The organism is Streptomyces sp. NPDC127197, assembly GCF_042672405.1.
GTDB lineage: Bacteria > Actinomycetota > Actinomycetes > Streptomycetales > Streptomycetaceae > Streptomyces > Streptomyces flavusporus.
The window spans coordinates 98,616-119,420 of the sequence record NZ_JBHXVG010000006.1; the positions used below are offsets into that span (position 1 = coordinate 98,616).

Consider the following 20,805-nt stretch of genomic DNA (forward strand, 5'->3'; position numbering starts at 1 on the left):
TCTGCACAGCCGGTGGATGGGAAAGGTGCAGGTCAAGGCGGGTCCTTCGCGTCGACTGGGGGCTTGTTCACAGGGCTGTCCACCGCGTCGTGCACAGGTTTCGGGGAGTTCTCCACAGCATCGGGGCCGTCGTCCACATGGCCTGTGGATAACCGGATTGGCTGACGGTGCCCGGGGGCCTACCGTGGTCCGGCGCTCACTCCGTCCGCCGGCTGGGAAATCAGTACAAAACTGACGCGGGCAGAACCGGAGTTGAGCCTCTCATTTGTCAGTGCTGTGCCGTAGAAAGAGGGCATGGCGAGGTCCGCTCGGCGGACGGGAGGAGGTGGCTCGGTGAGCATTTCCGAGCCCTTGGACGACCCGTGGGCCGACAGCGGTCCCAGCGATCGTCTGCCCTCCCGCCGTCGCGGCGACGGTGGCCCCGGACGCGATGAGCAGCATGAGCGAGGCCGGGACAACGGGGCGTGGGACGGCGGAGGTTCGTCCTTCGAAAGGGTCCCGCCGCAGGACCTCAACGCCGAGCAGTCCGTCCTGGGCGGCATGCTCCTGTCCAAGGACGCCATCGCCGACGTCGTCGAGATCCTCAAGGGCCATGACTTCTACAAGCCCGCCCACGAGACGATCTACCAGGCGATCCTCGACATCTATGCGAAGGGCGAGCCGGCCGACCCGATCACGATCGCCGCGGAGCTCACCAAGCGCGGCGAGATCAACAAGGTCGGCGGCGCATCGTATCTGCACAGCCTCGTGCAGACGGTGCCGACGGCCGCGAACGCCGAGTACTACGCGGAGATCGTCCACGAGCGTGCCGTGCTGCGCCGTCTCGTCGAGGCCGGTACCCGCATCACTCAGATGGGATACGCGGCCGACGACGACGTCGACGAGATCGTCAACCGGGCCCAGGCTGAGATCTACGCGGTCACGGAGCAGCGCACGAGCGAGGATTATCTGCCGCTCGGCGACATCATGGAGGGTGCGCTCGACGAGATCGAGGCGATCGGCTCACGCACCGGCGAGATGACCGGGGTGCCCACGGGGTTCACCGACTTCGACTCGCTCACCAACGGCCTGCACCCGGGCCAGATGATCGTCATCGCCGCGCGTCCCGCGATGGGTAAGTCGACGCTTGCGCTGGACTTCGCGCGGGCTGCATCGATCAAGCACAACCTGCCCAGCGTCATCTTCTCTCTCGAGATGGGGCGCAACGAGATCGCGATGCGCCTGCTGTCGGCCGAAGCCCGCGTCGCGTTGCACCACATGCGATCCGGCACGATGACCGACGAGGACTGGACGCGTCTGGCCCGCCGGATGCCGGATGTCTCCGCGGCCCCGCTCTACATCGACGACTCCCCGAACCTGTCGATGATGGAGATCCGCGCCAAGTGCCGCCGCCTCAAGCAGCGCAACGACCTCAGGCTGGTCGTCATCGACTACCTCCAGCTGATGCAGTCCGGTGGTTCCAAGCGCGCCGAAAGCCGTCAGCAGGAGGTGTCGGACATGTCCCGAAACCTCAAGCTCCTGGCCAAGGAGCTGGAGATTCCCGTCATCGCGCTCTCCCAGCTGAACCGTGGCCCCGAGCAGCGCACCGACAAGAAGCCGATGGTCTCGGACCTGCGTGAGTCCGGCTCCATCGAGCAGGACGCCGACATGGTCATCCTGCTGCACCGCGAGGACGCCTACGAGAAGGAGTCGCCGCGCGCCGGCGAGGCCGACCTGATCGTGGCCAAGCACCGAAACGGTCCGACCGCGACGATCACGGTCGCGTTCCAGGGCCACTACTCGAGGTTCGTGGACATGGCGCAGACCTGATCCGGTGCCCGGCGCGGCGGCACGGACGGGCAGGCGGAAATGCGCTCGACGTGCGCTGTCCGGCCGGATGAACTGTGGGCATGACGACAATTCAGGAAGAGCTGCTCCCGGGCACACGCCGGGCGCTGCTGCACCGCATCGCCGTGGCCCAGTCCGAAGGGCGTTCTCCGTCGCTGGTCGCAGCGGTCGTGCGGGACGGGCGGACCGTGTGGCACGGTGCGCGGACGTCGGTGGACGGACACGCGCCGGACGAGAACGTGCAGTACCGGATCGGCTCGATCACCAAGACGTTCACTGCGGTGCTCGTGCTGCGTCTGCGCGACGAGGGCCTGCTCGATCTCGGCGACCGGCTGGAGAAGCATCTGCCCGGCACCGGTGCGGGCGAGGCCACCATCGCCGAACTGCTGGCGCACACCAGTGGTCTGGTCGCCGAATCACCCGCTCCGTGGTGGGAGCGCAGCCCGGGGGTGCTGCGTCCGGAGTTGGCCGATGTGCTCGGCGATGATCCTTTCCTGCATCCGATCGGGCGCCGGTTCCACTACTCGAACCCCGGCTACACGCTGTTGGGTGCCCTGGTTGAGCAGCTGCGCGGGGCTTCCTGGGAGGAGGTACTCCGGCGCGAAGTGCTCGAACCTCTGGGCCTCAACCGAACGAGCGCACAGCCGTCGGCCCCGCATGCGGGCGGCTGGGCGGTGCATCCCTGGGCCGATGTGCTGCTGCCGGAGCCTGCGGAAGATCTCGGCCGGATGGCCCCGGCCGGTCAACTCTGGTCCACCACGGGAGACTTGGCCCGATTCGCGGTCTTCCTGGCGCAGGGCGACGATCGGGTGCTGAGCGCGGAGACTGTGCGGGAGATGCGGATGCCCGCCGCGCCGGCAGAGGCTGCTGATGTCGCGGACGGGGTCACCTACGGGCTCGGGCTCCAGATCCAGCACCATGACGGGCGTCTGCTCGTCGGCCACTCCGGGTCGCTGCCGGGCTTCCTGGCGAACCTCACCATCAGCGTGGCGGACGACGTCGCGGTGGTGGTGCTGGCCAACTGCACCTCCGGTCCGCTGTTGGCCGCCGTGGGCGCGGACCTCGTGCGTATCGTCGCCGAGGCAGAACCGCGGATTCCCGAACCATGGAGCCCGCTGTCGGACGTCGACGCTTCCGTCCTGGAGTTGGCGGGGCAGTGGTATTGGGGGACTTACGCGTTTGCCCTGCGGCTGACCGGCGACGGAGGTGTGTCGCTGGAGCCGCTGTCCGGCAACGGCCGCCGTTCGCGCTTCCGGGCCAATGGTGACGGCACCTGGACGGGCCTGGAGGGCTACTACGCCGGAGAACTTCTGCGTGCCGTGCGCCGTCCGGACGGGTCCGTGAGTCATCTGGACCTCGGTTCGTTCGTGTTCACGCGTCAGCCGTACGACGAGAACGCGGAAGTGCCGGGCGGAGTGGACGCGGAGGGGTGGCGGGGAATCAGGTAGCGTCACCGTCCCGCGACATGAGGAGGGCTGTGTTTCACGTGAAACACAGCCCTCGTTCGTTCAGAGCGCGAGCTTGAAGCCCACGTGGGACGCCGTGAATCCGAGCCGCTCGTAGAAGCGGTGGGCGTCCGTACGTGAGGAGTCGGAGGTCAGTTGTACCAACTGGCAGTTCTGGTTCCGGGATTCATCGATAGCCCACTGAATGAGCTGGGTGCCCAGCCCACTGCCGCGCTCATCGGCATGAATCCGTACACCTTCGATGATCGACCTGGTGGCGCCGCGCCTGGACAGCCCGGGAACGATCGTGAGCTGGAGCGTGCCGACCACGCGGCCCTCGCGAACAGCGACCATCAGATGCTGGTTCAGGTCCGCGCTGAGCCGCTCCAGCGCTGCGAGGTACGGGGCCAGGTCGTCCGGTGACTCGCGCCGGGCGCCCAGTGGGTCGTCCGCGAGCATGCCGACGATTGCGGGGATGTCGTCGGTGACCGCGGCTCGTATCTCGAGATCTCCCATGGCTGCACCCTATGCGGGCACCTTCACCGACTCCACAACCCGGACCAGCGGGGCAAGTTCGGGGTTCTTGGCGGCCTCGTCGAGCGCCTCACGCAGGGCCGCGTCGTTGGTCGGCCGCGCCTCCTCCAGCAGCTTCAGGCCCGCCTCGGTGACGTTGGTGTAGATGCCCCGGCGGTCGGTGGGGCACAGGTAGCGCTCCAGCAGACCGCGGTCCTCGAGCCGGGTGACCAGGCGCGTGGTGGCGCTCTGGCTGAGGACGACCGCGTCCGCGACCTGCTTCATCTGCAGGTGCCCGCCGTCGCCGTCGTGCTGTCGGCTGAGCACGTCGAGCAGGGAGTACTCGCGCACGCTGAGGCCGTGCTGGGCCTGCAGGGCGCGCTCGATGTGCGCCTCGATCCTCCCGTGCAGCAGGGAGAGGGCGCACCAGCCCTGGGCGAGGGCGGTGAGCGCGGGGTCCGTCGCTGTCATTGGCGTTTCCTCCGTCCCGGAGCGGCTGGAATCCAGGATAGAGCACGGCTGCAATAGCCTGCGGTTGCACATAACAAGCGCATGCAACTATTGTCGACGCACGTAAAGCGCTCCTGCAATCTCTGGGAAGGTGTACACCCCCATGCCTCTCGCGCTTCTGGCCCTCGCGATCGGGGCCTTCGGAATCGGCACGACCGAATTCGTGATCATGGGCTTGCTGCCCGAGGTCGCGGCCGACTTCGGGGTCTCCATCCCGACCGCCGGCTTCCTCGTGACCGGCTATGCGCTCGGTGTGATGTTCGGTGCCCCGCTGATGACCGTGCTCGGCACGAAGGTCTCCCGCAAGCGGATGCTGATGGTGTTGATGGGCCTGTTCATCGTCGGCAACCTGCTCTCCGCCATCGCTCCCGTCTTCGGGCTGATGCTCGTCGGCCGCGTGGTCGCCTCCCTCGCCCACGGTGCCTTCTTCGGTATCGGCTCGGTTGTCGCGGCCGAACTGGTCGCCCCTGACAAGAAGGCCGGAGCCATCGCGATGATGTTCACGGGTCTGACCGTCGCCAATGTCGTGGGCGTCCCACTGGGCACGCTCGTCGGGCAGTCCGTCGGCTGGCGGGTCACCTTCGCCATCGTGGCCGTGCTGGGCGTCGTCGGTCTGGCCGGCATCGCCAAGCTCGTCCCGGAGATGCCCAAGCCCGAGGGCGTGCACCTGCGCCACGAGCTGGCTGCCTTCAAGAACGTCCAGGTTCTGCTCGCCATGGCGATGACCGTCCTCGGCTTCGGCGGAGTCTTCGCGGCCATCACCTACATCGCGCCGATGATGACCCACGTCGCCGGCTTCGCCGACGGCTCCGTCACCTGGCTGCTGGTCCTCTTCGGCCTCGGCATGGTCGGCGGCAACCTGGTCGGCGGCAGGTTCGCCGACCGCGCCCTGATGCCCATGCTGTACGTCTCCCTGGGCGCCCTGGCCGTCGTGCTCGCGCTCTTCACGCTGACGGCACACGACAAGATCCTTTCGGCCGTGACCATCGCGCTGATCGGTGCCCTGGGTTTCGCCACCGTCCCGCCGCTGCAGAAGCGCGTTCTCGACCAGGCGCACGGCGCTCCCACCCTGGCCTCCGCGGTGAACATCGGCGCGTTCAACCTCGGCAACGCCCTCGCCGCCTGGCTCGGCGGCCTCGTCATCGCGGCCGGTCTCGGCTACACCGCCCCCAACTGGGTCGGCGCCGTCCTCGCCGCGGCCGCTCTGGTCCTCGCCTTCCTCTCGGCCGCTCTGGAGCGCCGCGAGAGCGCCCCCAGTGCCGTGGTGGCGTCCGGTGCGCCCACCGAGCAGCGGGCTGCCGTCCACCACTGACCCGCCGACCCCCCTCGCCAGTCATACCCGCAAGGAGAAGTCCCGCATGACCACGTCCACCACCGTCGCGCCCCTGACCATCCAGGACGCCGAGATCCTCGTCACCGTGGCCCGTCGCGCCGCCGAGGCCGCCGCAGCGACCGTCAGCGTCACCGTCCTGGACGCCGGCGGTCACCTGCTCGCGTTCCGGCGCGACGACCGGGCCGTGCTGATATCTGGCGAGACCAGCACCCGCAAGGCGTACACGGCCCTCCAACTGAACGCGCCAACCGCCGACCTCGTCGACGCGGTCAAGCCCGACGGGCCCTTCCACTCCCTGCCCACCGCGCTCGACCGGCCGCTGCTGTTCATCGCGGGCGGTCTGCCGATCCATCGCGACGGGCGACTGATCGGTGCGATCGGTGTCGGCGGAGGCGCACCGGATCAGGACCATGGCTTCGCCATGGCCGCCGCGGAGGCACTCGCCTGACCTGGCCCCGATTAGCGGGTAACGCCGGTTCCCTGGAGGGACCGGCGTTACTCGTGCCGGAGTATCAGCCGGCAGCCACCGTCAGCGGAGCGAAGCGCCGGCTCCAGTCACCGGGCAGCTCCGCGACCCCGTACGTCATGACCGCGTTGAAGGCGACCGACGCCAGCCCTCGCTCCTTCGCCCACGCCAGCAGCTCCTCGTGCCGTACGTCGATGTCGGTGCGCAGCGGGCGGTCGGTGTGGGCGGCGAGCGAGGCGATCAGCGCCTTCGCCGTTTCGGTGTCCCGGGCGATGAGCGGGCCCACGACATGGGTGTGCATGTTGGGCCAGGCAGCCGCGTACCCGATGATCCGGCCGTCCTCCTCAGCGACGCGGACCTGGTCGGCGAAGGCCGGCAGCCGGGTGATGATGTGCGTGCGATCGGCGCCGAACACCTCCAGGTCGAGCCGAAGGAGCGTGGTGAGGTCCTCGGCTGTCGCGGGGCGGGTGGCCACTGTGAGCTCGGGGCCGCCCGGCATGAAGGGGCCGCGCAGCATCTCCGCACGCCCAGTGACCTTGAAGCCGAGTTCCTCGTAGAGCGGGCGGCCGTTCGGGGTCGCGTGCAGGGTCAGGGGTGTGGTGCCCATGATCGAGATCACATGGCGCATCAGTCGCCGTCCGACACCCTGGCGGGCGTGCCGCTCGGCGACCAGGACCATACCGACAGCTCCGAGCTCAGGGCGTTCCTGCGGCCCGTATTCGGTGACCGTGCATGCGGCGACGAGCCCTCCGTCGGGGTCGTCGATGCCGTATCCCTTGCCGGCGGTGAGAAGGAAGCCCCACCTGTGTTCCTCTCGCGGCCACCCCCGGTCCTCGGACAAGTCGGCGCAGGCGGTGAGGTCGCGGAGCGTCAGACGGCGGATCGGCAGAGCGGCGAGGGCAGGAGTAGGCACGCAGGTCAGGCTGGCCGACCGATGCCCCCGACGTCCACTGGTTTCAGGAGAGACGTAAGTGCTTTTGGCCATTGTCGTGGCGAGCAGCGGAGTGGGTGGACAGGCGCGGGGTGTTTCACGTGAAACATCGGAGAACGGCGGGCATCCATCTGGCTCAGTACGCGGCGGGAACACTCCTCTCGCCAGGGCCTGTCCGGCCGATCAAGTCGCAGGAAAGTGACGGTGCCTTGGTAGTGCCGGTGAGCGGGGTCTGGTGCGTGCAGCTGCAAGGCGGAGTAGGGAGTCGACGCGATGGGGGCCCCTTCCGCGCGAGCGAAGCCGAGCGTGGGGGAGTCGGTAACCGACGGCAACGCGGCAGATGTGCGTGCCAGACCCCGCGTCTGCGGCATGATCGGCCGGAGAGGCCCTAGCCTCGCATGCCATGGCGAGACTTCATCTCTTCGATCTCGACGGCACGTTGCTGCACGGCAGCTCCGCGCCCGTGGAGATCTCGCGGCAACTCGGGCTGGAGTCCGAGACCGTGGCGCTCGACCAGGAGATCGCAGCCGGGCTGATCGGCCCCCCGGAATATGCGCAGCGGGTACATGCGCTTTGGGCGGATCTCACGGAGGCGCACGTGGCCGCAGCCTTCGACGGTGCACCCTGGCTGGGGCGTATCCGTGACGTCTGGGCGGAGATCAGGCGCGCGGGCGACTACTGCGCTGTCGTGTCACTGTCTCCATCGTTCTTCGTGGAGCGGCTCACGGCGTGGGGTGCGCATGCGGCACACGGATCCCGCTTCCCTGCGGTGCCGTTCACCGAGCCTGTGGACCCCGCCGGAGTCCTCAGTGCCGCGGCCAAGGTCCTCATCGCCGACCGGCTGTGCCAGGAGTTCGGCGTGACGCGCGCGGACTGCGTCGCGTACGGGGACTCGTCGTCGGACCGGGATCTCTTCGGCGCCGTTCCGGTATCCGTCGCGGTCAACGCGGACCACCATCTGGCGGCTCTCGCAACCCACTCCTATACGGGGAGGGATCTGTGGGATGCCTATGAATTGGTCTGCGCCGCCCGGTAATTGAGGGAACTGCTGGTTCGCCCCTTGGTCAAAAGAGTGGTGGGTCAAGGGGGGACTTGTGTGGGGCGCGGGGGCCGGTATGGTCGACTCCGGTTGCCGTCCGGGATGTGGTGCGCCCTTCCCGTGCGGACGGAAAGAGGGGCAAGGGAGCCTAACGGGACGGAGAGATCGACGACCCGCATTCTGGGTTAAGCGGCTGAGGTTTCCGCGTGAAGTGAGACGCTGCGAGGAGAGTACTGCGGCCAATGTCACACTCTTGCCCTACTTGTCCGTACGAAGTGGGAACACGAGTTGAATAGGGCCGCGTTGACCGCGACAGCGAACGGGGAAAAGCAGCCGGCTACGGGGGAAGCAGGCATCTTCCGACCGAGGAAGTGCGCAGACCGACCGAAAGATGTTCGAGGCGAGGCACACCATGGACGCTCCGACCACCACGTCGGCCGACAACGGCACTTCAGACGGCGGGGGCGGCTGGTTCACGCCGCGCAAGAAGCCGATGCCGACCCCGGGCAGCGAGCGGGAGACGGCAGATGGTCGGCGCTTGGCCGCGATGCGCCCGGTAGGCAGGACAACCACCGGGACTGATCACGAGGCGCCGCCGGACGAGGTCGCACGGGGTGCCACACCGCAGGTGACGGAGCCGCACACACAAGCGCAGGCCGCGGGCTCGCCGACCTCAGCCACCCACCCCGAGCCGCGCGGCTACGGAGCTCCTGGCCCCCAGCCGGCCGCAGCCGACGCCGGGACGGATCGTGAGCGAATAACGGCACCCGCGATATCCGCGCCTGCCCCCGCCCCGGCCCGCACCGAGACGCCGCCCGCCGACCGCCTGACCGCAGCCCCCGACGCACCGCCCGCTGCTCAACGCGTCCCCCTCCCTACCGAGGTGCCGTCCGCCGCTCAGCACGTGACTGCCCTCACCGCAGCACCGTCCGCTGCTCAAGGCCCTCCCATCACCACACAGGAGCGGTCCACCACCCAGCGAGCCCCCCTCCCCACCGAGGTACCGCCCGCGCAGCCCGCCTCCACCGCGCCGCCGCCCTCCGCTCACCGCGTGCCCGCGCAACGGACCGCCGCCGCCGAACACACGGAGCCGTCTCTCTTCGCTGCCGGCACGGCGCCCGCAGTCGGCCCCGCCTCCAACGCCGATCTGCCCGCTCCGCACGCTGATCAGCCCACCGCCCACGAGGACGCCTCCCCGGACGCCGTCCTCATCCGCCGGACCATGACCACCGTGGCCCCCGTGGCCGACAAGGTCACCTCGTACTTCTACGCGCTGCTCTTCGTCCGCCACCCCGATCTGCGGCCCCTCTTCCCCGCCGCGATGGACGCCCAGCGGGACCGCCTGCTCAAGGCGCTGCTCACTGCCGCCGAGCACATCGACAACGCCGACGTCCTGGTCCCGTATCTGCAGAACCTGGGCCGCGGCCACCGCAAGTACGGCACGCGCCCCGAGCACTATCCGGCCGTTGGCGAGTGTCTGATCGGCGCGCTGAGCCGGTACGCGGAGTCGGTCTGGGACGGGGAGACCGAGGCGGCGTGGGTGCGGGCGTACACGACCATCTCGCAGGTCATGATCGATGCCGCGGCTGCGGACGAGCTGCGCGCACCGGCCTGGTGGTACGCCGAGGTTGTCTCGCACGACTTGAGGACATCGGACGTCGCGGTCATCACGGTTCGCCCCGACCAGCCGTATCCCTTTCTCGCCGGGCAGTACACGAGCCTGGAGACGCCGTGGTGGCCGCGCATATGGCGGCACTACTCCTTCGCGTCGGCACCTCGCTCCGACGGACTGCTCAGCTTCCATGTGAAGGCGGTCCCCGCGGGCTGGGTCTCCAACGCCCTGGTGCACCGCGCCCGCCCCGGTGACGTCGTCCGCCTCGGCCCGCCGGCCGGTTCGATGACCGTGGACCACTCCACCGGCAGCGGACTGCTCTGTCTGGGCGGTGGCACGGGTATAGCGCCCATCAAGGCGCTGGTCGAGGACGTCGCCGAGCACGGCGAGCGGCGCCCCGTCGAGGTCTTCTACGGAGCCCGCACCGACCACGACCTGTACGACATCGACACGATGCTCAGGCTCCAGCAGACACACCCCTGGCTCTCGGTCCGCGCGATCATCGACCAGCAGGCACATCTCCAGCTCCCCGATGCCATAAGGGAGTACGGCCCCTGGAACGAGTACGACGCCTACCTCTCGGGCCCGCCCGGAATGATCCGCAGCGGCGTGGACGCCCTGCGGGACGCCGGCATTCCCTCGGAGCGCATACGCCACGACTCGGTGGAGGAACTCGTCGCCGCCGGAAGCTGACCCGGGGCCGGCCACGGTCGGGTCAGCCCAGATCGGGAGCGTGCATGGCCCGGACGCCCTCGATGTTCCCGTCGAGGTAGTGCCGCAGCGACAGGGGTACGAGATGGACGGAGGCGATCCCGACACGGGTGAACGGCACCCGTACGATCTCGTACTCGCCCGCGGGCTCGTCCACCTCGGGACCGTGCCGCAGGGACGGATCCATGGACTCGAGTCGGCAGACGAAGAAGTGCTGCACCTTCACACCGGTCGCGCCGCCGTCCTCGCCGATGTGCTCGACGGTGTCCACAAAGCACGGCACAACATCGGTGATCTTGGCGCCCAGCTCCTCGTACACCTCGCGATGCAGAGCATGGACGACGGTGGGGTCTCCTGGTTCGACACCGCCACCGGGAGTGACCCAGTAGGGATCCACGCCGGGCTTGGTGCGCTTGATCAGGATCAGGTCGTCGCCGTCCAGGAGAACGGCGCGGGCAGTGCGCTTGACCACGGGTCGGACGGTCATGGGAGAAATGTGGCCCGGCTGGTTCCACGTGAAACATCGCGAAACGTCATCGGTCGAGCCCAGCGCGTGAGGCCTCCCGATTGCTCGGTTCAGCACCATTCGGCGGCCGCGCGCTGCAGCCACTCATGGGCCCGTGCGATGTGCGGCATGGCCAGGGTGCCGGTGCGCACGACCAGGAAGTACGTCCGCAGCGGCGGTACGGCCGGATCATGCAGAGCGACGACGTCACCACGCTTCAGGGCGGTCTCGCAGAGGTAGCGGGGCAGGACCGACAGCCCGGCACCGGCGGCCGTGCAGGCGAGGACGGCACGCAGGTCCGGGACGATGACGGTGCCGGAGGCGGCGGGGCGGGAGTCGAAGACAGAGGCCCAGTAGCGGGAGACAAAGGGCAGCGACTCGTGCACCTCGACGACGGGCAGGTTCTCCAGGGCGGACGCGCCCTTGTCGTGCAGCGTCCCGGTTCCGATCTGCTCGGCCCAGTGCGGGGCGGCGACCAGGACGTGCTCCTCGTCGCACAGCGCAGTCGCCGTGAGCAGTCCGCCGCGCGGCTGGGCTGTGCAGATGGCCAGATCGTGATGGCCGGCGGCCAGCCCTTCCAGGGTCTCCTCGGCGTTGCCGAAGGACGCGCGTAGCGCGAAGCCCTGTCCGTCCTCGCCGGTCAGTTCCACGAGCGCGGGCAGTGCCCGCTCGGCGGTGAACTCAGGGGGCCCCGCCAGATGCAGGGTGCGTAACGAGGACTCGTCGTCGAGCCCGCTCTCGGCTATCTCCACCAAGGCGTCCAGATGCGGAGCGGCCTTGTGTGCGAGCTCGTCGCCGATGGTCGTCGGCGTCACTCCCCGGGCCTGCCGCAGGAACAGCGGGCGGCCCAGCTGTCGTTCCAGCGTGCGGATCTGCGAGGTGACAGCCGGCTGGGAGAGGCCCAGCAGGGCGGCGGCGCGAGTGAAGGAACCGGCCCGGTGCACGGTGACGAACGTGCGCAGCAAGGCCAGATCCATGGAACGCCCTCCCCTTCCCTGCCTGTCTCCCGCCCCCGGGCAGGGCCCAACTATAAATAAGTCGATAGGTCTCTGTCGCTACTGTGATTGGACACTGACACAGAGTCAACTAGCCTTGTTCGCGCGGTTCTTCGCGCGCAGAACCGAGGACGGTCCGAGCCACGAGGGGGGAGGCTCGGACCGTCCGTTCTACGTAGCCCGGACACCCACCGGGCGTCCGGAAAGCGGTCACTTCGCCGACTCGTCCAGCGCGGCCAGCACATCCGCCACCAGATCCCCGGGATCCTCGGCACCGACCGACAGCCGAATGAAGCCCTCCGCAACCGCGTCCCCTCCCCAGCGCCCACGCCGCTCGGCCGTGGAGCGCACCCCGCCGAAGCTCGTCGCGTCGTCCACGAGCCGTAGCGCGTCGAGAAAACGGTCCGCACGCGCGCGCGTGGGCAGGCTGAAGGAAACCACGCACCCATAGCGGTGCATCTGCTGCGAGGCAATCTTGTACGAGGGGTCGTTCATCAGTCCCGGGTAGCGCACTCCGAGATCCTCGGGCCAGTCGCGCAGCGCCTCGGCGACCGCGAGGGCGCTCGCGTTCTGCCGGTCCACGCGCAGCTGGAGCGTGGCGATCGAACGGTGCGCGAGCCAGGCCTCCATGGGGCCGGGAATCGCACCGACGATCTTGCGCCAGCGGCGTACGGCAGCCATTGCCGCAGGGTCGCGGCCGGCGACGTAGCCCAGGAGGATGTCGCCGTGCCCGGTGAGCTGCTTGGTTCCGCTGGCCACGGAGAAGTCGGCGCCGAGCTCCAGCGGGCGCTGTCCGAGCGGTGTCGCGAGCGTGTTGTCGACCGCGACAAGGGCGCCACGCGCGCGTGCCGCCTCTGCGAGCCGCCGGACGTCGCACACGTCCAGCCCGGGGTTCGACGGGGTCTCGATCCACAGGAGCTTCGCGCCGTCGAGGACGTCCAGCTGGGCATCGCCGGCGGTCGGGGCGGTGCGCACCTCGATGCCGTACGCCTCCAGCTGGGCGCGCACCAGGGGCAGTACCTGGTAGCCGTCGCTGGGCAGGACGACCGCGTCCCCGGCGCGCAGCTGGGAGAAGACCACCGACGAGATGGCGGCCATACCGGACGCGAACACCAGTGTCTCCACGTCGTCCTGCCCGGGCGCCTCCAGCTCGCCGATCGCGCGCTCCAGGTGAGTCCAGGTCGGGTTCTCGTCGCGGCCGTAGGTGTACGGGCCGGTGGGGTCGCCCGGCAGGTGGTAATGGGCGGCGAACACCGGACCGGGCAGCGTCGGCTCGTGCTTCACCGGCTCGGGCAGACCGGCCCGCACCGCGCGCGTGCCGTCACCGACACCGTTGCTCCCACCCGTACCGCTCATGCTGCCCGTCCTTCCACGTGCTCATGTACCGCGGCGAGCAGTCCTTCGCTCGCCGCCTCCACCATCTCAAGGCACTCCTCGAAGCCGTCCATGCCCCCGTAGTACGGGTCCGGGACCTCGAGGTCGCCGCTAGCAGCGGGGTCGTAGGAGCGCAGCAGGCGCACCTTCGCCGCGTCCTGCTCGGTCGGCGCCAGGCGGCGCAGCACCTTGAGGTGGCCCGAGTCGAGCGCGATGACCAGATCGAGCCGGGAGAACCACGACGGCTGGAACTGACGTGCGGTGTGCTCACCGTCGTGGCCGTGCTCCTGGAGCACGGCCACGGTGCGCGGATCGGCCGGATCGCCCTCGTGCCAGCCGCCCGTGCCGGCGCTCTCGACCTCGACCAGGCCGTCCAGCCCGGCCGCCACCACGCGCGCGCGGAACACGGACTCGGCCATCGGGGAGCGGCAGATGTTGCCGGTGCAGACGAAGCAGACGCGGTACGTCATCGGCGCTCAGTCCCCGTCGGGCAGGACGACGTTGAGCGCCCAGGAGACGATCGAGATGATCAGACCGCCCAGGACGGCCGTCCAGAAGCCCTCGACGTGGAAACTCAGGTCGAGCTTGTCGGCCAGCCACGAGGTCAGCAGCAGCATCAGCGCGTTCACCACCAGGGTGAACAGGCCGAGTGTCAGGATGAGCAGCGGAAGGCTCAGAAGCTTCACGATCGGCTTGACCAGGAAGTTCACCAGGCCGAAGATCAGCGCGACGAGGATCAGCGTGCCGACTTTCTTGCCGGTGCTGTCACCCGTCAGGGTGATCTTGTCGAGCAGCCATACGGCGACCGCCAGGGCGCCCGCGTTGGCGATCGTCTTGACTACGAAATTCTTCATGTGTCTGATCGTGGCAGACGAGATCGGTTACGAGTACGGGCGCGAGGCGACGAGTGGCGATGAAGGCATTCCGGCTGGACGAACTGGAGGCGGAACGCGCCGCCAACGAAGGGGCCTACCTGCAGTTTCTGCGGGAGCGGAACATGTCGGTCGGGCTGTACGCGCTCAATGCGGGCGAGCATGATCCACAGAAACCCCACAACCAGGACGAGGTCTACTTCATCGTGAGCGGACGCGCTTCGATCACCGTCGGCCTGGAGACCACCGACGTGGCCCGCGGGAGCGTGGTGTACGTCCCCGCCGGAGTGGCCCACAAGTTCCACCACATCAGCGAGGACCTGCGGGTGCTCGTGGTGTTCTCTCCGCCCGAGAGCTGATGCGCCGGCTCGGGGTTCCCTAGGGGATCGGTCAGGGGAGGACAAGGGCTGCAAGGCCCCCGCTGGCCACCCTCTCGGCCCTAGCCTTGAGGCAGGACATCACAGGACCCGGCAGGACCGGCCGGCTCAGCGGAGCCGGTGCGCCTTGCGGGCGGAGAGAGAGAAGGACAAGGGCGATGCGAGAGATCTTCACGGGTCTGCCGTGGTGGGTGAAGTGGATCGCGGTGCCGGTCATCGCCCTGGTCGTGTTCGGTGGCCTGATAGCCAGCGTCGTGGGCTTCGTGATCGGGCTGCTGTTCAAGGTACTGGTCTTCGTGGCGCTGGTCGGTGGACTCATCTACGTCGTACGGAAGTTCACGACGAGCTCCACGTCGCGCAGCGACTGGTGACAGGAGTGGGTGACGGGAACCGGTAACAGGAATCACCGGTTCCCTCGGGCGAGGGAAGTTTCCGTACGGAGCGTCTGCAAGCGGTGGCAGACGGTTAGAGTCCGGAACTCGACGCGGGGACGACGACCCCGCGAGCGGCGTACACCTCCGTACACCCCCAGCCTTCCCCGCACGGCCCGCCCTCTCGCGCTTCGGGAGTGACCCTTGCCCACGGTTGACACCGCACCCGCACAATCCCCCGCACCCCCCACACCCCCCCGGACCCCCCTCCCGGCCTCGGCGCTCCGCGTCAGGCCCCCCGAACAGCCCACACCACCCCGGGCCAGGCCCGAGCGATCACGCCCGATCTCGGACTCCCCGACGAACTCCCCTCCACCAGCGCGCCCGACGGCATGCGCGACGCGCCGACCGGCGAGTGGCCCGACCTCCCCGTCGACTCCTCCCGCTCCCCAGCAGTCCGCGACCCTCATCGGATCCGTGCAGCGCGCGATGCGCCTGCTGGAATGCGTCGCCGAGCATGAGCACGGCGCACCCGCCAAGCAACTGGCCCGCGAGACCGGCCTGGCCCTGCCCACGACGTACCACCTGCTGCGCACCCTGGTGCACGAGGGCTATCTACGCCGCGACAAAGGGCTGTTCTTCCTCGGCGAGGCCGCTGAGCGGCTGAGCAGCAGCGGGGCGCAGGAGAAACGTCGCAGCACGATCGCCGAGGCACTCGCACACTGGCGGGATGTGATCGGCGTCCCCGTGTACTACGCGATCTACCGCGACGGCGAGATCGAGGTGGTGTGCGTCTCTGACACTCCCGGCAACCCGGCGGTCGAGGAATGGGCCGACTTCCGTGAGACCGGGCATGCGCACGCCATCGGCCAGTGCCTGCTGTCCCAGCTGGACGAGGACGCCCGCCGCGCCCACCTTGACCGCTACCCCGTGCAGTCCATCACCCCGTACACGGTCCGTGACAGCCAAACGTTGCTGCAACGCCTCGACCAGATGGGCCGGATGCAACCGGTCATCGAGCGCCAGGAGTACGCGCTGGGCACCGTGTGCGCGGCGATTCCTATCACGCTGGGCACCACGGCCGGGACGATGGCCATTTCCCTGCCCTGCCACCAGGCCGACCGACTGCTGCCCGCGGCACGGCAGCTGCAGAGCGAGATCGGACGCCTTCTGGGGTCGCTCGCCCTCTCTATCAGTATCTGAAAACTCACTCCTTGTGATCTGGTGTGTACGTTCAGCAAGATGCCACCAGTGTCCGAAGTTCGTTCCCGGCCAGTCGACGGCAAATGACGGGGTAGGCGATGCGCGAGTCCGTACAGGCAGAGGTCATGATGAGCTTTCTCGTGTCCGAGGAGCTCTCCTTCCGCATTCCGGTGGAGCTGCGCTACGAGACGTGCGATCCCTACGCCGTGCGGCTGACCTTCCATTTGCCGGGAGACGCTCCGGTGACCTGGGCATTCGGCCGGGAGCTGCTGATCGACGGGGTGGGCCGGCCGTGCGGGGAGGGCGATGTCCGCGTCTCGCCGGTCGCGCCCGAGTCGCTGGGCGACGTCCTGATCCGGCTTCAGGTCGGCAGCGACCAGGCGCTGTTCCGATCGTCGACCGCGCCGCTGGTCGCCTTCCTCGACCGTACGGACAAACTGGTGCCGCTGGGCCAGGAAGGCGCGCTCGCCGACTTCGACGCCCATCTCGACGAGGCCTTGGACCGCATCCTGGCCGAGGAGCAGAGCGCTGGCTGACGCGTGCGCGACGGGGTGGGGTGGTGTAACGCTTCGCCTGGGGCTCTGCAAGGCCGTGGGTGGCACGGGCGGGGGCTGAGAGGTGCATGTGTAGGTTGCGGCAGGAACGCTTCTTCCTGAGCTCTCCAGGGCCCTCGGGAAGCCTCAGGAGGCGGTCTCCTCAGGGGCGAGCCGGGGCGGCCCTCAGCCGGTGTCTCCTGCTTTCACGCCTGCCGCGCGGCTGGGATTCGTGCTTTCCCGCCTGCCGCGCGGCAGGCGTCTGCCGCATCCGCTTCAGTGCTTGCGCCGCCGCCCCTTCCCGCCGCGTGCCGCCGCAGCTGGGCCACCCCCGGCCGCCGCCGGTGTCGCCGACTCCGTCCTGTGCCGGTCGGCGGAGACCACCAGGGCCGCGAGTCCCGTGGTGACCGGGACCGATGCCACCAGACCGATGGACCCCACCAGCGTGCGCACGATCTCCTCGGCGACCAGCTCGCTGTTGGCGACCGTCCCCACGCTGCTCTGCGCGATCGAGAAGAGCAGCAGCAGCGGCAGTGCGGCGCCCGCGTAGGCGAGGACGAGCGTGTTGACGACCGAGGCGATGTGGTCGCGGCCGATGCGGATGCCTGCCCGGTACAGCCCGCGCCAGCCCATCGTCGGGTTGGCCTCGTGCAACTCCCAGACCGCCGAGGTCTGCGTGACCGTCACGTCGTCGAGCACACCGAGCGAACCGATGATGATGCCGGCCAGCAGCAGACCGCTCATGTCGATCGACGGATACAGGCCGTGGATCAGACCCGTGTTGTCGTCGGTGTTGCCGGTGAGCGCGGCCCAGTCGATGAACAGCGAACCGAGCACCCCGATCAGCAGCAGCGAGACCAGGGTGCCGAGCACCGCAACAGATGTTCGGGCCGACAGGCCGTGGCACAGATACAGGGCGACCAGCATGATGGCGCTCGCCCCGACCACCGCGACGACCAGCGGGTTCGAACCCTGGAGGATTGCGGGCAGGATGAAGAAGTTCAGCACCAGAAAGCTGATGGCCAGCGAGATGAGCGCCATGAGGCCGCGCATCCGGCCGACGGCCACGACGGCCACCGCGAAGATGCCGGCGAGCAGTGCCATCGGGAGCCTGCGGTTCACGTCGGTGACGGAGTACTGCAGGTCCTCAGGGGCGGAAGGCTCGTAGGCGGCCACGACCTTCTGGCCTTCGTGCAGCTGCCGTGACTGGTCCGGCTGCACGATCTCGGTGAACGTACGGCCTTCGTCCTTGCCGGTGTCGATCCGGATCGTCGCCCTCTTGCAGAGGCCGTTCGCCTGCTGCTGTGCGGAGGAGCCCTCGGCGGTGGAAGTGTCGCCGTTCGGCGTGTCCGCCGAGGCGTTGACCGAGTCGCAGGGCAACTCCTCGATCTTGGTGACCGTGGCCTGCTGGGTCTGCCGGTCGAAGCCGACGCCGGTGCGCTCGTGCGGTGGGGCGCCACCGGGCCAGAGCACCGCGAGGCCGACCACCACGGCAGCGGCGAACGGGATGAGGACCGCCGCGATCACCTTGCGCAGGTGCACGGAGACGGGAGCCGCGGGCCCATGACCGTGACTGTGGGAGTGTCCGTGCCCGGCACCGGATCCGGCTCCTGATCCTTGTCCCGGCCCACCGGATCCGCGCCCCGGTCCGCCACCGGAGCCCTGTGCCGGTCCGCTACCGGAGCCTTGTTCGGGCCAGCCTCCAGAGCCGTTCTCCGGCCCTCCGCCAGATTCCTGTCTCGGTCCGCCCCCCGAGTTGTGGCCGCCGGCCCCGGATTGCCGGTCGTCGACCCCGGAAGCCGGCCCGCGCTCTTGTCCACCCGCGGCCCCGGACCCGTATCCATCACCGGCTCCGGGCCTGTACTCACCACAGGCTCCGGACCTGTACTCACCACGGGCTCCGGACCGGTGCTCACCACCGGCCCCGGCCCCATATCCGGCACCGAAGTCACCGAAGTCCTGCCCGCCACCAAAACCGTGCCCACCACCGGTGCCACGGCCGGTGCCACGGTCGTTGTCCGCTCCAGAGCCGGCTCCGGGGCCCATGCCAGGGCCGGTTCCGCGCGGGGGGTCGGGCGGCGGGAACGGGGGCTGCTGATTCGTGGTCACCGACCGATCATCGCAAGAACGACCGGGCCCCTCTGTTCACCGCGCCCGAATTGACGCTAGCGTGGGGGGACCTTTGTACACGCGGGAGCTCGGAGCACCGGGCTGAGAGGGCGCTGACCTCCGTCTTCGCGATGTTTCACGTGGAACATCACTGAGCACGAGTGATGTTTCCCATGAAACGTCGGCAAACGGAAATCGCTGCGTCGACCGCCGAACCTGTTACCGGGTAATGCCGGCGTAGGGAGACGGTCTCATGACCAACAAGGACGCACGCACGCCTGCCTCCACGCAGAACGCGACCAACGACGCGAGCAACGGGGAGGCCGGGAAGTCCATCGGCTGGCACAAGGCGTACGTCGAAGGCTCACGCCCCGATCTGCGCGTGCCGGTCCGTCAGGTGCACCTCACCAACGGGCAGTCGGTGACCTTGTACGACACCTCAGGCCCGTACACCGATCCACTCGTCGACACCGATGTCCGCCGGGGGCTGCCGCCACTGCGGGAGAACTGGATCATCGCCCGCGGCGATACCGAGGAGTACGCGGGCCGTCCCGTCCGCCCCGAGGACGACGGGATCAAGCACACCTCGCCGCGCGGCGGCCTGCGCAACCTCGATGCGGTCTTCCCCGGCCGGCCGCGCCAGCCGCGCCGCAGCCGTGGTGGGAAGGCGGTCACGCAGCTGGCGTATGCCCGCCGGGGCGAGATCACGCCCGAGATGGAGTTCGTGGCCCTCCGGGAGAACGTTTCTCCAGAGGAGGTCCGCGAGGAGATCGCGGCGGGCCGGGCGGTCCTCCCCGCGAATGTGAACCACCCGGAGATCGAGCCGATGATCATCGGTAAGCGGTTCCTGGTGAAGGTCAACGCCAACATCGGCAATTCTGCGGTGACGTCCTCCATCGAGGAGGAGGTCGAGAAGATGACCTGGGCTACCCGATGGGGGGCCGACACGGTCATGGACCTGTCCACCGGTCGCAACATCCACACCACCCGCGAGTGGGTGCTGCGCAACTCCCCTGTCCCCATCGGCACGGTGCCGCTCTACCAGGCCCTCGAAAAGGTCGACGGCAGGGCCGAGGAGCTGACCTGGGAGATCTACAAGGACACGGTCATCGAACAGGCCGAGCAGGGCGTGGACTACATGACGGTGCACGCCGGAGTGCGCCTTCCGTACGTGCCGCTGACGGCGAACCGCAAGACCGGCATCGTCTCGCGCGGCGGCTCGATCATGGCCGCGTGGTGCCTGGCGCACCACAAGGAGTCGTTCCTGTACGAGAACTTCGAGGAACTCTGCGAGATCCTCGCCGCCTACGACGTCACCTACTCGCTGGGCGACGGCCTGCGGCCCGGTTCGATCGCGGACGCCAACGACGAGGCGCAGTTCGCGGAACTCCGAACTCTCGGGGAACTCAACCGAATCGCGAAGCGTTTCAATGTTCAGACCATGATCGAGGGCCCGGGCCATGTCCCGATGCACAAGATCAAGGAGAACATCGACCTTCAGCAGGAGATCTGTGATGAAGCTCCGTTCTATACGCTCGGCCCGCTGACGACGGACGTCGCGCCGGCGTACGACCACATCACCTCCGGCATCGGTGCCGCGATGATCGCCTGGTGGGGCACGGCCATGCTCTGCTATGTCACGCCCAAGGAGCACTTGGGCCTACCCAACCGTGACGACGTCAAGACCGGCGTCATCACCTACAAGATCGCCGCCCACGCAGCCGACCTCGCCAAGGGGCACCCCGGTGCACAGGAATGGGACGACGCGCTGTCCGACGCCCGCTTCGAGTTCCGGTGGGAGGACCAGTTCAACCTCGCCCTCGACCCGGACACGGCACGGGAGTTCCACGACGAGACCCTGCCGGCCGAACCCGCCAAGACGGCTCACTTCTGCTCGATGTGCGGGCCGAAGTTCTGCTCGATGAAGATCAGCCAAAGCATCACAGAGCGGTTCGGTGGCGCGGCGGCTGAGGGGGCGTCGCCCGAGGAGATCGCCGAGGGCATGCTGCAGAAATCCAGGGAGTTCGCGGCGGCAGGAAACCGTGTGTATCTCCCGCTGGCCGACTGAGCCGTTCTGAG

Annotated in this window: 20 protein-coding genes; 11 read left to right on the top strand and 9 right to left on the bottom strand. The window is 68.7% G+C overall.

What is annotated here, in order from left to right:
• Positions 1-333 precede the first annotated feature (333 nt).
• Complete coding sequence (gene dnaB, locus ACFVJQ_RS11765; RefSeq protein ID WP_224739712.1) at positions 334-1,809, top strand: replicative DNA helicase; 1,476 nt, start codon at positions 334-336, stop codon at positions 1,807-1,809.
• A gap of 80 nt (positions 1,810-1,889) precedes the next feature.
• Positions 1,890-3,275, top strand: a complete 1,386-nt coding sequence (locus ACFVJQ_RS11770) for a serine hydrolase domain-containing protein (protein ID WP_385510481.1) — start codon at positions 1,890-1,892, stop codon at positions 3,273-3,275.
• Between the two features lie 60 nt (positions 3,276-3,335).
• On the opposite strand, the gene ACFVJQ_RS11775 is transcribed toward ACFVJQ_RS11770, so the two are convergent.
• Together ACFVJQ_RS11775 and ACFVJQ_RS11780 are read right to left on the bottom strand one after the other, a co-directional pair.
• Complete coding sequence (locus tag ACFVJQ_RS11775) at positions 3,336-3,788, bottom strand: GNAT family N-acetyltransferase (RefSeq protein ID WP_385510482.1); 453 nt, start codon at positions 3,786-3,788, stop codon at positions 3,336-3,338.
• Positions 3,789-3,797: 9 nt separating this feature from the next.
• Positions 3,798-4,256, bottom strand: coding sequence for a MarR family winged helix-turn-helix transcriptional regulator (locus ACFVJQ_RS11780; RefSeq protein ID WP_385510483.1), 459 nt, complete (start codon positions 4,254-4,256; stop codon positions 3,798-3,800).
• 142 nt (positions 4,257-4,398) lie between these two features.
• Here ACFVJQ_RS11780 and ACFVJQ_RS11785 point away from each other — a divergent pair, with 142 nt between their 5' ends.
• Positions 4,399-5,607: an MFS transporter gene (locus ACFVJQ_RS11785; RefSeq protein WP_385510484.1), complete on the top strand. Its 1,209-nt coding sequence runs from the start codon at positions 4,399-4,401 to the stop codon at positions 5,605-5,607.
• Between the two features lie 46 nt (positions 5,608-5,653).
• On the top strand, positions 5,654-6,076 hold the full coding sequence (locus tag ACFVJQ_RS11790; RefSeq protein ID WP_385510485.1) for a heme-binding protein: 423 nt from the start codon (positions 5,654-5,656) through the stop codon (positions 6,074-6,076).
• A gap of 64 nt (positions 6,077-6,140) precedes the next feature.
• Here the strand turns inward: ACFVJQ_RS11790 and ACFVJQ_RS11795 are convergent, their stop codons facing one another.
• On the bottom strand, positions 6,141-7,007 hold the full coding sequence (locus ACFVJQ_RS11795) for a GNAT family N-acetyltransferase (protein ID WP_385510486.1): 867 nt from the start codon (positions 7,005-7,007) through the stop codon (positions 6,141-6,143).
• Positions 7,008-7,428: 421 nt separating this feature from the next.
• Between ACFVJQ_RS11795 and ACFVJQ_RS11800 the strand changes: the two genes are divergently transcribed.
• Positions 7,429-8,061 carry an HAD family hydrolase gene (locus ACFVJQ_RS11800; protein WP_385510488.1) on the top strand — a complete coding sequence of 211 codons (633 nt, stop codon included), beginning with the start codon at positions 7,429-7,431 and terminating at the stop codon, positions 8,059-8,061.
• Positions 8,062-8,476: 415 nt separating this feature from the next.
• Entirely contained in the window at positions 8,477-10,369 is a 1,893-nt protein-coding gene (locus tag ACFVJQ_RS11805; RefSeq protein WP_385782965.1) for a globin domain-containing protein, read from the top strand.
• Between the two features lie 22 nt (positions 10,370-10,391).
• On the opposite strand, the gene ACFVJQ_RS11810 is transcribed toward ACFVJQ_RS11805, so the two are convergent.
• The 5 genes from ACFVJQ_RS11810 to ACFVJQ_RS11830 form a co-directional block, all read right to left on the bottom strand.
• On the bottom strand, positions 10,392-10,874 hold the full coding sequence (locus ACFVJQ_RS11810; RefSeq protein WP_224736534.1) for an NUDIX domain-containing protein: 483 nt from the start codon (positions 10,872-10,874) through the stop codon (positions 10,392-10,394).
• Between the two features lie 89 nt (positions 10,875-10,963).
• Positions 10,964-11,869, bottom strand: coding sequence for a LysR family transcriptional regulator (locus ACFVJQ_RS11815; RefSeq protein ID WP_385510490.1), 906 nt, complete (start codon positions 11,867-11,869; stop codon positions 10,964-10,966).
• Positions 11,870-12,097: 228 nt separating this feature from the next.
• Positions 12,098-13,243: a cystathionine gamma-lyase gene (locus ACFVJQ_RS11820; protein WP_385510491.1), complete on the bottom strand. Its 1,146-nt coding sequence runs from the start codon at positions 13,241-13,243 to the stop codon at positions 12,098-12,100.
• Positions 13,240-13,731, bottom strand: a complete 492-nt coding sequence (locus tag ACFVJQ_RS11825; RefSeq protein ID WP_385510493.1) for a low molecular weight protein-tyrosine-phosphatase — start codon at positions 13,729-13,731, stop codon at positions 13,240-13,242. The genes ACFVJQ_RS11820 and ACFVJQ_RS11825 overlap by 4 nt, the downstream gene beginning before the upstream one ends.
• A 6-nt stretch (positions 13,732-13,737) precedes the next feature.
• Positions 13,738-14,115 carry a phage holin family protein gene (locus tag ACFVJQ_RS11830; RefSeq protein WP_385510494.1) on the bottom strand — a complete coding sequence of 126 codons (378 nt, stop codon included), beginning with the start codon at positions 14,113-14,115 and terminating at the stop codon, positions 13,738-13,740.
• A gap of 59 nt (positions 14,116-14,174) precedes the next feature.
• On the opposite strand from ACFVJQ_RS11830, the gene ACFVJQ_RS11835 reads away from it, so the two are divergent.
• From ACFVJQ_RS11835 to ACFVJQ_RS11850, 4 genes are all read left to right on the top strand, one after another.
• Positions 14,175-14,492, top strand: coding sequence for a cupin domain-containing protein (locus tag ACFVJQ_RS11835; RefSeq protein ID WP_224736529.1), 318 nt, complete (start codon positions 14,175-14,177; stop codon positions 14,490-14,492).
• Positions 14,493-14,668: 176 nt separating this feature from the next.
• A complete protein-coding gene (locus ACFVJQ_RS11840; protein WP_129798802.1) occupies positions 14,669-14,881 on the top strand; it encodes a DUF5326 family protein in 213 nt (70 codons plus the stop codon).
• Between the two features lie 477 nt (positions 14,882-15,358).
• Positions 15,359-16,084: an IclR family transcriptional regulator gene (locus tag ACFVJQ_RS11845; protein WP_385510496.1), complete on the top strand. Its 726-nt coding sequence runs from the start codon at positions 15,359-15,361 to the stop codon at positions 16,082-16,084.
• A gap of 98 nt (positions 16,085-16,182) precedes the next feature.
• Positions 16,183-16,620, top strand: coding sequence for an SsgA family sporulation/cell division regulator (locus ACFVJQ_RS11850; RefSeq protein WP_129798800.1), 438 nt, complete (start codon positions 16,183-16,185; stop codon positions 16,618-16,620).
• A 273-nt stretch (positions 16,621-16,893) separates the two neighbouring features.
• On the opposite strand, the gene ACFVJQ_RS11855 is transcribed toward ACFVJQ_RS11850, so the two are convergent.
• A complete protein-coding gene (locus tag ACFVJQ_RS11855; protein ID WP_385782974.1) occupies positions 16,894-18,159 on the bottom strand; it encodes a YibE/F family protein in 1,266 nt (421 codons plus the stop codon).
• An 820-nt stretch (positions 18,160-18,979) separates the two neighbouring features.
• Between ACFVJQ_RS11855 and thiC the strand changes: the two genes are divergently transcribed.
• Positions 18,980-20,794 carry a phosphomethylpyrimidine synthase ThiC gene (gene thiC / locus ACFVJQ_RS11860; RefSeq protein ID WP_385782977.1) on the top strand — a complete coding sequence of 605 codons (1,815 nt, stop codon included), beginning with the start codon at positions 18,980-18,982 and terminating at the stop codon, positions 20,792-20,794.
• Positions 20,795-20,805 lie beyond the last annotated feature (11 nt).

What these genes read in the sequence shown, in the direction of transcription:
- ACFVJQ_RS11770 (WP_385510481.1), top strand. Translation starts at nt 1,890, where the DNA reads ATGACGACAATTCAGGAAGAGCTGCTCCCGGGCACACGCCGGGCGCTG.
- ACFVJQ_RS11775 (WP_385510482.1), bottom strand. Translation starts at nt 3,788, where the DNA reads ATGGGAGATCTCGAGATACGAGCCGCGGTCACCGACGACATCCCCGCA.
- ACFVJQ_RS11780 (WP_385510483.1), bottom strand. Translation starts at nt 4,256, where the DNA reads ATGACAGCGACGGACCCCGCGCTCACCGCCCTCGCCCAGGGCTGGTGC.
- ACFVJQ_RS11785 (WP_385510484.1), top strand. Translation starts at nt 4,399, where the DNA reads ATGCCTCTCGCGCTTCTGGCCCTCGCGATCGGGGCCTTCGGAATCGGC.
- ACFVJQ_RS11790 (WP_385510485.1), top strand. Translation starts at nt 5,654, where the DNA reads ATGACCACGTCCACCACCGTCGCGCCCCTGACCATCCAGGACGCCGAG.
- ACFVJQ_RS11800 (WP_385510488.1), top strand. Translation starts at nt 7,429, where the DNA reads ATGGCGAGACTTCATCTCTTCGATCTCGACGGCACGTTGCTGCACGGC.
- ACFVJQ_RS11805 (WP_385782965.1), top strand. Translation starts at nt 8,477, where the DNA reads ATGGACGCTCCGACCACCACGTCGGCCGACAACGGCACTTCAGACGGC.
- ACFVJQ_RS11810 (WP_224736534.1), bottom strand. Translation starts at nt 10,874, where the DNA reads ATGACCGTCCGACCCGTGGTCAAGCGCACTGCCCGCGCCGTTCTCCTG.
- ACFVJQ_RS11815 (WP_385510490.1), bottom strand. Translation starts at nt 11,869, where the DNA reads ATGGATCTGGCCTTGCTGCGCACGTTCGTCACCGTGCACCGGGCCGGT.
- ACFVJQ_RS11820 (WP_385510491.1), bottom strand. Translation starts at nt 13,243, where the DNA reads ATGAGCGGTACGGGTGGGAGCAACGGTGTCGGTGACGGCACGCGCGCG.
- ACFVJQ_RS11825 (WP_385510493.1), bottom strand. Translation starts at nt 13,731, where the DNA reads ATGACGTACCGCGTCTGCTTCGTCTGCACCGGCAACATCTGCCGCTCC.
- ACFVJQ_RS11830 (WP_385510494.1), bottom strand. Translation starts at nt 14,115, where the DNA reads ATGAAGAATTTCGTAGTCAAGACGATCGCCAACGCGGGCGCCCTGGCG.
- ACFVJQ_RS11835 (WP_224736529.1), top strand. Translation starts at nt 14,175, where the DNA reads ATGAAGGCATTCCGGCTGGACGAACTGGAGGCGGAACGCGCCGCCAAC.
- ACFVJQ_RS11840 (WP_129798802.1), top strand. Translation starts at nt 14,669, where the DNA reads ATGCGAGAGATCTTCACGGGTCTGCCGTGGTGGGTGAAGTGGATCGCG.
- ACFVJQ_RS11850 (WP_129798800.1), top strand. Translation starts at nt 16,183, where the DNA reads ATGCGCGAGTCCGTACAGGCAGAGGTCATGATGAGCTTTCTCGTGTCC.
- thiC (WP_385782977.1), top strand. Translation starts at nt 18,980, where the DNA reads ATGACCAACAAGGACGCACGCACGCCTGCCTCCACGCAGAACGCGACC.